General features: G+C 65.1%; 7 protein-coding genes and 1 pseudogene. 2 read left to right on the top strand and 6 right to left on the bottom strand.

The features are described 5' to 3' along the window. A pseudogene (locus tag ACOJCM_RS00115) lies at positions 1-77 on the top strand (FAD-binding protein); the annotation flags it as partial. Positions 78-150: 73 nt separating this feature from the next. On the opposite strand, the gene ACOJCM_RS00110 reads toward ACOJCM_RS00115, so the two are convergent. The 6 genes from ACOJCM_RS00110 to ACOJCM_RS00085 form a co-directional block, all read right to left on the bottom strand. Then, the gene (locus tag ACOJCM_RS00110) at positions 151-1242 is read right to left on the bottom strand and encodes an acyl-CoA dehydrogenase family protein (protein ID WP_445210027.1); all 1092 of its coding nucleotides are present in this window, start codon (positions 1240-1242) and stop codon (positions 151-153) included. Between the two features lie 8 nt (positions 1243-1250). Then, entirely contained in the window at positions 1251-2444 is a 1194-nt protein-coding gene (locus tag ACOJCM_RS00105) for an acyl-CoA dehydrogenase family protein (RefSeq protein ID WP_445210026.1), read from the bottom strand. Continuing rightward, on the bottom strand, positions 2441-3871 hold the full coding sequence (locus ACOJCM_RS00100) for an enoyl-CoA hydratase/isomerase family protein (protein ID WP_445210025.1): 1431 nt from the start codon (positions 3869-3871) through the stop codon (positions 2441-2443). Before ACOJCM_RS00100 ends, ACOJCM_RS00105 begins: the two co-directional genes overlap by 4 nt. A 58-nt stretch (positions 3872-3929) precedes the next feature. After that, positions 3930-5951 (bottom strand): TRAP transporter permease, encoded by a 2022-nt coding sequence (locus ACOJCM_RS00095; protein ID WP_445210024.1) that lies wholly within the window; start codon positions 5949-5951, stop codon positions 3930-3932. 66 nt (positions 5952-6017) lie between these two features. Next, complete coding sequence (locus tag ACOJCM_RS00090; RefSeq protein ID WP_445210023.1) at positions 6018-7178, bottom strand: TAXI family TRAP transporter solute-binding subunit; 1161 nt, start codon at positions 7176-7178, stop codon at positions 6018-6020. A 273-nt stretch (positions 7179-7451) separates the two neighbouring features. Further along, the gene (locus ACOJCM_RS00085) at positions 7452-9164 is read right to left on the bottom strand and encodes a SulP family inorganic anion transporter (protein WP_445210022.1); all 1713 of its coding nucleotides are present in this window, start codon (positions 9162-9164) and stop codon (positions 7452-7454) included. A 119-nt stretch (positions 9165-9283) separates the two neighbouring features. On the opposite strand from ACOJCM_RS00085, the gene ACOJCM_RS00080 reads away from it, so the two are divergent. Beyond that, the gene (locus ACOJCM_RS00080; protein ID WP_445210021.1) at positions 9284-10558 is read left to right on the top strand and encodes an O-acetylhomoserine aminocarboxypropyltransferase/cysteine synthase family protein; all 1275 of its coding nucleotides are present in this window, start codon (positions 9284-9286) and stop codon (positions 10556-10558) included. Positions 10559-10576: the final 18 nt, after the last annotated feature.

The raw sequence follows: 10576 nt of genomic DNA, 5'->3' as shown, positions 1-10576 counted from the left end.
CGATCTTCCAGGTCGCCGACTACGGCCTGGTGGGGGATCTGTTCGAGATCCTGCCGGAGCTGGAGCAGAAACTGTAAACCCACTCCCAAGCGTCACCCGTGAACAAGAAAGGCCCCGCCGGGGCCTTTCTTGTTGCTGCGGGGCGCGACATCAGGCCGCGGGGAGGCGTTCGCTGACGTATTCCAGATGATGATCGACGTCACCCAGATAGTGATCGAACGCCACCAGGCGTTTGGCATATCGCGACACCCGGCACTCCTCGGTCATCCCCATGGCACCATGCAGTTGAATCGCCTGCTCAGCGACGAAGCGCGCGGCCTCGCCAACGTAGGTCTTGGCTGCGGCAATGCGGTAATCGCGTTCGGCAGCGGGGCGCTCCAGGCTGGTGGCGGCGAGGATCGCCATCGAGCGGGCCTGTTCCAGGTTCAGGTGCATGTCGACCATGCGGTGCTGCAGCACCTGGAAGCTGGCGAGCGGCTGGCCGAACTGGCGGCGCTCCTTCAGGTACTCGAGGGTCTGGCCGCAGGCAGCCTGCATGGCGCCCACCGCTTCGGCACACAGGGCAGCGCGTCCCCACGCCAGGGTGGCATCCAGGGCCTCCGAGGCGTCATCCCCTAGGCGGGCATTGTGGGGCAGAGCGACGCTATCCAACTGTACGTCGCTGGCCTCGCGGTCATCCAGGGTCCGATAATCGCGGCGCTTCAGGCCGGCACTGCCAGCAGGTACCAGGAAGACGCCGAGCGAACCGTCCTCGACCCTCGCGGTAACCAGCAGCGTCTCTGCCGTGGCGGCCGCCAGTACGACTTGCTTGGCGCCAGTGAGCAACCAGCCATCCGGCCGCCTCACGGCACGAGTGGCGATGTCATGGGCGTCGTAACGCGCTTCGGTTTCCTGCCAGGCCAGCGCCAGCCGGAGTTCGCCGGTCATCAGCGGGGTCAGCCAATGCTCTCGCTGCTCCTCGCCGGCCAGGTTCACCAGCAGGTGCCCGGGCATGAGCAAGCCGGCCAGGAACGGTTCGCGCATCAGGCCTTGGCCGAGTGCCTGCATGACGACCATCACGTCGACGCCGTCACCGCCCAGGCCACCGACCTGCATGTTAAACGGCAGGTGCAGCAGACCCAGTTCGGCGAAGGTGCGCCACAGGCACCCGCGCTGGCCGGGAGGCAGGGCCTCCTGGTCGACGACCAGCCGCTCCAGGGTATCGGCGAGCATGCGTTGCTCGTCGCTATAGGAAAAGTCCATGGGACTCCTTACATGCCGAGTAGGGTCTTGGCGACAATGCTCTTCTGAATCTCGTTGCTGCCGCCATAGATCGAGAGCTTGCGTCGGTTAAGGTACTGAGCGCCGGCGGCCGCGTTCTCGGCCCTTTCGGTGTCAAGCGCTTCGTCGCCATAGAGGAAATCGGGAAAGAAGGGCAGTGCTGCCGGCCCCAGGGCGCGCCGGGTCAATTCGCTCAGCTCCTGACGCAGCTCCGAGCCGCGTACCTTGAGCAGTGAACTCTCGGCACCGGGGGCGCCGCCGTCGCGGGCAGCGGCGAGCACACGCAGCAATGTGACCTCGAGTGCCATCAGTTCGAGCTCCGCCTTGACCACACGCAGGCGGAAACTGGGCAGCTCGAGCAGCGGATGGCCGCGATGTCGGACGACAGCGGCGACCGACTTGAGGTGGCGTAGCGCCTGCTTGGCATGCCCGAGCCCGGCGATGCCGGTGCGCTCGTGGGTGAGCAGGAACTTGGCGCAGGTCCAGCCCTGACCTTCTTCGCCGACGCGGTTGGCCACGGGGACGTGCACTTCGTCGAGAAAGACTTCGTTGACCTCGTGGGCGCCATCGAGGGTGACGATGGGGCGCACGGTGATGCCCGGGCTTGCCATGTCGATCAACAGGAAGCTGATACCGGCCTGCTTCTTGGCCTCGGGGTCGGTACGAACCAGGCAGAACATCATGTTGGCGTGCTGGCCGAGCGTGGTCCAGGTCTTCTGCCCGCTGACTACGTAATAATCGCCGTCGCGCACGGCGCGAGTGCGCAGGCTAGCCAGGTCGGAGCCGGCGCCGGGTTCGGAATAACCCTGGCACCACCAATCCTGGTTGGCGAGGATACGCGGCAGATAGTGACGCTTTTGCGCCTCGCTGCCGAACTTCATGATCACGGGGGCGACCATGCTGACGCCGAAGGGAACGATGGTGGGGGCATGGGCCGCGGCGCATTCCTCGTCGAAGATATGCCGCTCGACCGGGCCCCAGCCCGGGCCACCATGTTCCTTGGGCCAGTTGACGCCGAGCCAGCCGCGCGCGCTGAGTCTGTCTTGCCAGCGCTGGTGATCATCGGCGGAGAGGCGACGGCCAAGACGCACGCGCTCGCGAATGTCGTTGGGCAGTTCGACGGCGAGGAAGTCGCGCACCTCGCGGCGAAACGCTTGTTCTGCAGCAGTGAACTCGAGATTCATCGGTCCTGCCCTCCGGCTGTGACTCGGCTCGCCTGGCGGTGGGGCCCGCCCAGGTGGCGGGGGTAGCCGAGAGTCTCGATGGCGAGCAGGTCGATATCGCTGTCGCGGTAGGCCCAGCCGCGCTCGGCCAGCATCAGGCTGGCCGCCTCCATGGCGGCGTGCGGGTTGGCATCGTCGTCGCGGGCGGCCTGGGCCAGCGTCGCCAGCAGGCTGCCCTGGCGGCTCACCACGACTCCCAGCCGCGGCCCCTTCAGTGCATTGGCCGCGGCCTGCTGTTGCTCGGCATCGGCTTTCAGCGCGACCAGCTCCGCCATGCTCCCTTCATCCGTCACGACCAGCGCCAGATCGGCGTCTCGGGCGACGAGATCGGTGGCTTCGGTGGTCGCGAGCAGATCGATGCGCAGGCAATGCGGCGGGCACGCCGTATCGGCGCCGGGGGCAAGGAGGCAGGCCTGGGTCTCTTCGACGGGGCGATCAGTGAGCTGGATGCCGGCCCGTTCGGCCTTGCCCTGCAAATGCACGAACAGCGGATGCCTGCCAAGCAGGGCGATACGGGTCAGCGGGGGGGCGTCCCCCGCCTCGGGCACCTTGTGTGGTGCGCGGGCCGCGAAGAAGGCATGAATCAGCCCGGCCCGCTGCGGCGACGCCATGCAGTCGAGAAAAAGTTCGCGCTCGCGGCGCAGCCCTTCGTCCAGGCTGCCCTCGCTGCTGGCGGCAATGGCCTCGACGCAGCGGAAGGGGGAGTAGAGCTCGGGCACTTGACGCTCGAGCTTGCTGCGATAGTGGCGAATGGCTTCCGGGTCGGCTGCGGGTGGCGGCAGCTCGCCGGTGATCCGGGGGGTGCGCTTGCCGTCGAGGACCTCGCGGGCCGCTGCCAGCCCGGCCTCGAGCGGGTCATCGTATTCGAGCACCGCATCGACGATGCCCAGCGACAGCGCTTCATCGGCACTAGCGAAGCGACCGCTGGTGACCAGGTCCAGTGCCGCCTCGATCCCGGCAAGCCGCGGCAGCCGTTGGGTGCCGCCGGCGCCGGGCAACAGCCCCAGCTTGACTTCCGGCAGGCCCACTCGTGTGCCCGGCAGGGCCACGCGAAGCTGACAGCCCAGCGCGACTTCCAGACCACCGCCGAGTGCCGTGCCATGCAGGGCGGCGACGATGGGCTTGCCGCTGGCTTCGAGCCCGGCAATGACGTCGGGCAGGATGGGCGCCTGGGGGGGCTTGCCGAACTCGCGAATATCGGCACCGGCGATGAAGGTCCGGCCACGGGCGACCAGTACCAGTACCTCCACGCGAGGATCCTGGTTGCCCTGGGTGACGGCTTCCAACAGGCCCTGGCGCACGGCCTGCCCCAGCGCGTTGACCGGTGGGTTGTCGATCAGAATGACGCCGATCTCGTCGTGGGGTTGATACGTCACAGGCGAGGTCATGTGAGCTGGCTCCCTGTGACGGGGTTGGCGAATAGGACAGGGGGAAACATGCGATGCCTCATGAATCGAGTGGTGGCGTCATTGATGTATGCGGCCCGGCCTGGCGCTGGCTCCAGCGCGACAGTACGACGGCGGGAACCAGGGCCGCCAGAGCGATGCCGAACAGTTCCCACTGGGAAAGGGGGACCATGCCGCCACCGGGAAGCGCGAGCATGAGTCCTGCAAGGAGCACGAGCGCGCGTGCGATGCACTCCGATACGATGCCCTTGCCCAGGCGGCCTACGCCGACCAGGTAGCCCTGCATGGCCGAAGCGAACAGTACGATGCCGACGAGTGCCTGGAGGAAAACCAGGGCGATCTGCAGCGGCTCGCCCTGCATGATCAGGGCCGGGTTGAGCACGAAGAGGAACGGGATGAAGTAGATCACGCTGCCGAGGCGCATGGCCTGCAGGCCGGTCGCCATGGGACGCGCGCCGGCGACGGTGGCGGCAGCGAAGGCGCCGAGCGCCACCGGCGGGGTAATGAAGCTGAGCATGCCCCAGTAAAGAATGAACATGTGTACCGCCATCGGATCGAGCCCGCCGCCCTGGATCAGCGCTGGCGCCAGTGCCACGGCAAGGAAGATGTAGGCGGCTGTGACCGTCATGCCGATACCGAGCACGAAGCTGGTCAGTGCGCCCATGATCAGCAGCAACGGCACGCTGCCTCCGGCGATGTGGATGAAGTCGTTGGCAATGGTGCCGGAGAGCCCGGTCATCGACAGCGCACCGACCAGCATGCCGACGGCGGCCAGGATGGCAATCAGCTCGGCAAACAGCTTGGCCGCCGAGGAGAGCGACTCGCCCAGCTCGCGAAGCCCCCAGCGGTTGCTGGGCGAGAACTGGTTGAGCACGAGCAGCAGGGCAGTGGCGTAGAAGGGTGCCACGGCCTCGCGCTGCATGATCAACAGCATCCATACCAGCAAGGCAAAGACGAAGATGAAGTACCAGCCTTGCTTGAGAGTTTGCCAAAGGGAGGGCAGTTCCTCGGCAGGCAGGCCCTTGATCCCGTGGCGTGCGGCATAGGCATCGATCTGTATGAACAGGCCGAGGAAATAGAGTATCGAGGGAATGACGGCGGCCAGCGCCACGGCGCCGTAGGGCACATCAAGAAACATGGCCATGACGAAGGCGGTGGCGCCCATTACCGGCGGCATCAGCACCCCGCCGGTAGAGGCGCAGGCCTCGACCCCGCCGGCAAACGAGCGGCCCATGCCGATGCGCCGCATGGCCGGGATCGACAGCACGCCGGTGGTCAGCACGTTGCTGATCACGCTGCCGCTCATCGAGCCCATCAGGCCGCTGGAAAAGATCGAGACCTTGGCCGGGCCGCCGCGCACATGACCCAACAGGGCGAAGGCCAGGTCGATGAAGAACTTGCCGCCGCCGCTCTTCTGCAATACCACGCCGAAGACGAGAAAGCCGATCACCAGCCCGGCGAAGGCCTGCAGCGGCACGCCCATGATGCTTTCGGTGCTCATGGTATGGTACATGGCCGTCTCCTCCAGGGTGGAGGGGAAGGCCTGTATTGGCCCGGGTACGATATCCGCGACCAGCGGATAGAGGGAAAACGTCATGGCGATCACGGCGATCGGCCAACCGCCGGCGCGGCGTGCCGCCTCGATGATCAGCAACCAGTAAGCGTAGCTCGCCATGATCGCGGTATCGGGGGCGGCGAAGGCCCAGCCACGCTCGAGGATCGACTCGGCATTGTAGACGAAATAGCCACCGACGATCAGCGTCGCCAAGCTCAGCGCGTAGTCATACCACGGCACTGGACGATACTGCAGCGACGACTTGATCGGCCACAACAGGTAGACCAGTGGTAGCAGCAGCGCCACCACGGCGTAGTAGAACTGCGTTTCCAGGCCGGTGACGAAGCGCAGCCAGCCCAGGTTGAACAGGTAATCCAGGGTCATCAGCATCAGCAGCACCGTCACGGCGCCGGGAATCCAGCGCAGGGCAGTGGGTAGCGGGCGGACGTGAGTGACCTTTTCCTTGAGCTGGCGCAGCGATTCGGGTGGCGAAGTGGCGGTGGTCATGGCGGCGTCCGTGAATCGGGAAAGGGGCGGCATGGCCGCCCCGGTATCGGGCAGGTTACCGGCAGGTCATTCGAAGACCGGGTCGAAACCGGCATCGGTGAGTGCCTGCGCACGGGCTTCCATCCAGGCATCGCGGAACTCGTCCTCGTCGGAAGGGGCGTCGTCGAGAAAAGCGTTCCAGGTCTCGAGCAGGAGTTCCTGGCGTTCGATCAGCGAATCCTGGTGAGCCTGCATTTCGTCGGTCCACTCGCCGATCTCCTTGTAGTACTCGACGACGGCATCGTGGAAGGGCAGTACCCAGGTCAGGTCCTGATACTCGAAGGCATAGCCTACGGCGCCCGGCGCTGCGTCCTTGTAAGCGTCGTAGTTGTCCTGCAGCGCCTTGATCAGACCATAGGCGATCTCGTCGTCGAGATCCTGGTTGGCGACCACGATCGGGTAGGGATAACTGGCGCTGGGCACGGGGTTGTCGACGCTGACATCGCCGGCGCCGGCAGTCACCTCGTGTGGCTGGAAGTACGGGGCCACTGAGAGCATGCGTTCCCAACCTTCGGCGTCGTCAGGGTCGAGTACCGGCCAGCTGATACCGCGGGGGCTGCTGGCGAGCTGCTGGGCCGGCGGAGTGACGGTGGTCGTGAAAGAGGCGTCGACATCGCCGGCGATAATGCCATCGAACGAGCGGGCATAGCCGGGGTAGTCGACGCGTTCGACATCGTCCCAGGTCAACCCACCGAAGGCCAGGTAGGCCTCGGTGCCCTTGTTCAGGGCATCGTCGCCGCGAATGTAGGCGATGCGCTTGCCGGCCAGATCCGCCGGCGTCTCGACGTCGAGGTCACCGGCCACGGCCAGCGACAAACCGAACGAGGCGGTCGATGTCGTGAGCACGCGTATGGGTTGGGGCCCCCACTCGCGATCGGCGAACATCAGCACGCCTTCGGCGCCGTAATAGCTGGCAATGCCGCAGGCGCAAAGGTCGACTCTTCCCTGCTTGAGCGGGGTCATGCGCGACACGTCGTTGTCGCCGGGCAGGATGCGCACCGAGGTGCCGTACTGCTCTTGCAGCATGTTGCCGATGGCCACGGCTTGGGCGTAGCCGCTGGAGTTGGTGCCATAGGCCGTCCAGGCCATGGTTCGAGGCAGTTCGACCTCGGCGGAGTGGGCCACGCTGGCGGAGAGCAGCGAGAGCGGAAGTGCGGCGAGAACGGAAGTGCGGGACAGCTGGCGCATAGGAGACTCCTGTGCCGTTGAGGTGATTGTTGTTTTGCTATGCGGTATTTGATTCCGAAACTGCAATCGATACTAGAAAGGCGCCGCCTGACTGTCAACGCATGCAATAGCAGGCGATGAGTTAGGCTTTCCGCTGTGCGGAACGACGCCCCCCGGCATTTCGTTATTTCAAGAGAATGAAGGAGTTGCCTCTTTTCGCAGAGAGGGGTCGGGAAGAAGGGTGCGACTAAGGTATAGCGATCGCGAGCGGCAGGTTGTCGCTTGCTTGCATGATCAGTCGGTGGGGCGGGAAAGCTCTCGCCATGCAGCGTAGGTACTCAGGAAAACCCGGCCTGTCATGTCGTCGAGGAAGTCACTGCGCTTCAGGCGGTCCATGACCGGTCCCTTCACCTCGGCCAGGTGCAGGGTGACCCGGGAATCCTTGAGGCGGGCATTGATCGCATCCAGGCTTTCCAGCGCCGAGGCGTCGACCAGATTGACCGCCGAGCAGATGAGGACCACGTGCTCCAGCTCGGGGCGGGTGGCCACGAGATCGTAGACAGTGTCCTCCAGATAACGGGCGTTGGCGAAATAGAGACTTTCGTCGATGCGCAGCAATGCCACATGGCTGACGCTCTCGGTCTCGTGGCGTTCGACATTGCGAAAGTGCTCGGTACCCGGTATGCGGCCGACCAGTGCACTGTGCGGGCGGCTGGTGCGGTAGAGAAACAGGCCGATGGAGAGGGCGACGCCGCTGATGATGCCGGTTTCGACGCCTTCCACCAGGGTCAGCACGATCGTGATTGCCATGGCGGAGAAATCGCTGCGCGAATAGCGCCAGGTCTGGCGGATCATGGGAATGTCGATCAGTGTCAGGATCGAGACGGTGATCGTTGCTGCGAGAGTGGCGATGGGCAGGTGGTAGAGCGCTGGCGTGAACAGCAGGGTCACGGCGCCGATGCCGATGGCGGCGAAGAAGCTGGCCAGGGGCGTCTGGGCGCCGGCATCGTAATTGATAACGGTGCGTGTCAGTCCACCGGAAACCGGCATTCCCGCCGAAAAGGCAGCGACGATGTTGGCGCCGCCCAGGCCGACCAGTTCTTGATTGGGTGAGATACGCTCGCGCCGCCTGGCGGCCAGCATCTGTCCCATGGAAACGGACTCGACGAATCCCACCACGCTGATCAGCAGCGCCGGGATCAGCAGTGCCTGCCATAGCGCGGGATCGAAGCCGGGAAGGGTCAGCGGGGGCAGGCCCTGGGGGACATCGCCAATGACCATGACGCCGGCTTCGGCCAGACCGAATTGCCAGGTCAGCAATGTGGTCGCAAACACGGCGAAGACAGGGCCGGCGCGCGTGATCAGGTCGGCCAGCGGTCGTGACAGGCCGATACGTCGCAGGGCGGAGCGACCATGCTCGCGCAGCAGCAACAGGAACAGGAGACTTCCGCCACCGATCGCCAGTGTCGGCAGGTGCATATCAGGCAGTCCCCTCACGAGTTCCGCCAGCCGTGGCAACAGCTCCGGCGCGCTGAGCTCGATGCCGACCAGATAGCCCGCTTGGCTTGCCGCTATGAGAATTCCCGAGGCGGTGAGGAAGCCGGCGATCACGGGGTGGCTGAGGAAGTTGGCCACGAAACCCATGCGCAGAAGCCCCATGAGCAGCAGAATGATGCCCGAGAGCAGGGATAGAACAAGGGCCGCCTGCAGGTATTCGCTCGTGCCTTGCGTGGCGACATTGGAAAGTGCGGCCCCGGTCATCAGCGCAATGATGGCGACCGGCCCCACGGCCAAGGTACGGCTGGTGCCCAGCAAGGTATAGGCTACCGCCGGCAGCAGGCTGGCATACAAGCCCACGACGGCGGGCAAACCGGCCAGTACGGCGTAAGCCAGCGACTGGGGGATCACCATGATCGTGACGATCACCCCAGCCATGAGGTCGGCTCCGCCAAGACGGCGGTTGTAGTGGGGCAGCCAGGTGAGGACCGGTAGGTAGCGCTTGAGCATCCTGTCTCTTAGGTGTCTGGGTGGGGTCACCAGACTAAACGATATTGGTGGGCGAGTTGAGTGTTGGTTAGGATCAGACGAAATAACGCAGTACCACGCCAATCTCGACAGGACACGCCATGAAGCCCGAGACCATCGCCCTCCATCACGGCTACGCTCCCGATGACCAGCACGCGGTTGCCGTGCCCATCCATCAGACCACCTCGTTCTCCTTCGATAGCGCCCAGCATGCAGCCGACCTGTTCGATCTCAAGGTCGAGGGCAACATCTACTCCCGCATCATGAACCCTACCTGCGCGGTGCTGGAACAGCGCATCGCCGCACTGGAAGGGGGAATCGCCGGGCTGGCCGTGGCCTCGGGTATGGCCGCCATCACCTATGCCATCCAGACCATTGCCGAGGCAGGCGATAACATTGTCTCGATCAGCGAGTTATATGGCGGAACCTACAATCTGTTTGCGCATACCCTACCGCGCCAGGGCATCGAGGTGCGCTTCGCCGACAAGGACGACATCGCCGGTATCGAATCCTTGATCGATGCCCGCACCAAGGCGGTGTTCTGCGAAAGCGTCGGCAACCCATCCGGCAGCGTTGTCGACATGGCGAGGCTGGCGGAAGCCGCCCATCGCCACGGCGTACCGGTGATCGTCGACAATACGGTGCCCACGCCTTTCCTGTGGCGTCCCATCGAACACGGCGCCGACATCGTCATTCACTCCGCTACCAAGTATATCGGCGGACATGGCACCACGGTGGGCGGCGTCATCGTCGATTCCGGCAAGTTTCCCTGGGCCGACCATTCCCAGCGCTTCCCGCTGCTCAACGAGCCGGACGTCTCCTACCACGGCGTGAGCTATACCCGCGACGTGGGCGAGGCGGCCTTCATTGCGCGAGCGCGGGTAGTACCGCTGCGCAACATGGGGGCTGCCCTCTCGGCGCAGGCGGCGTGGAACCTGCTGCAGGGGCTCGAGACACTGTCGCTGCGGATCGAACGGATCTGTGCCAATGCCCACAAGGTCGCGGAATACCTGGAGGGGCATTCGGCGGTAAACTGGGTGCAGTACGCCGGCCTGGCGGGGCACAAGGACCACGCCTTGGCCCAGCGCTACATGAACGGGCAGGCCTCGGGCATCCTCAGTTTCGGCATCGCGGGGGGGCGCGAGGCGGGAGCGCGCTTCTACGACGCCCTCGGGATGATCCTGCGCCTGGTCAACATCGGCGACGCCAAGACCTGCTCATCCATTCCCGCCTCGACCACTCATCGGCAGCTGAGCGATGACGAACTGGCGGCGGCGGGCGTGACTGCCGACATGGTGCGCCTCTCCATCGGCATCGAACACATCGACGACATCATCGCCGACCTGGAACAGGCGCTCGCCGCCAGCCAGGCCTGAAGCCATGGGCCGCCCCGC

It is taken from the genome of Billgrantia hypersalina (assembly GCF_052584175.1).
This window is presented reverse-complemented; position numbering and strand designations above follow the sequence as displayed.

Bases quoted from the DNA above. Each gene is read 5' to 3' on its own strand.
- ACOJCM_RS00110 (WP_445210027.1), bottom strand. From the start codon at position 1,242: ATGGACTTTTCCTATAGCGACGAGCAACGCATGCTCGCCGATACCCTG.
- ACOJCM_RS00105 (WP_445210026.1), bottom strand. From the start codon at position 2,444: ATGAATCTCGAGTTCACTGCTGCAGAACAAGCGTTTCGCCGCGAGGTG.
- ACOJCM_RS00100 (WP_445210025.1), bottom strand. From the start codon at position 3,871: ATGACCTCGCCTGTGACGTATCAACCCCACGACGAGATCGGCGTCATT.
- ACOJCM_RS00095 (WP_445210024.1), bottom strand. From the start codon at position 5,951: ATGACCACCGCCACTTCGCCACCCGAATCGCTGCGCCAGCTCAAGGAA.
- ACOJCM_RS00090 (WP_445210023.1), bottom strand. From the start codon at position 7,178: ATGCGCCAGCTGTCCCGCACTTCCGTTCTCGCCGCACTTCCGCTCTCG.
- ACOJCM_RS00085 (WP_445210022.1), bottom strand. From the start codon at position 9,164: ATGCTCAAGCGCTACCTACCGGTCCTCACCTGGCTGCCCCACTACAAC.
- ACOJCM_RS00080 (WP_445210021.1), top strand. From the start codon at position 9,284: ATGAAGCCCGAGACCATCGCCCTCCATCACGGCTACGCTCCCGATGAC.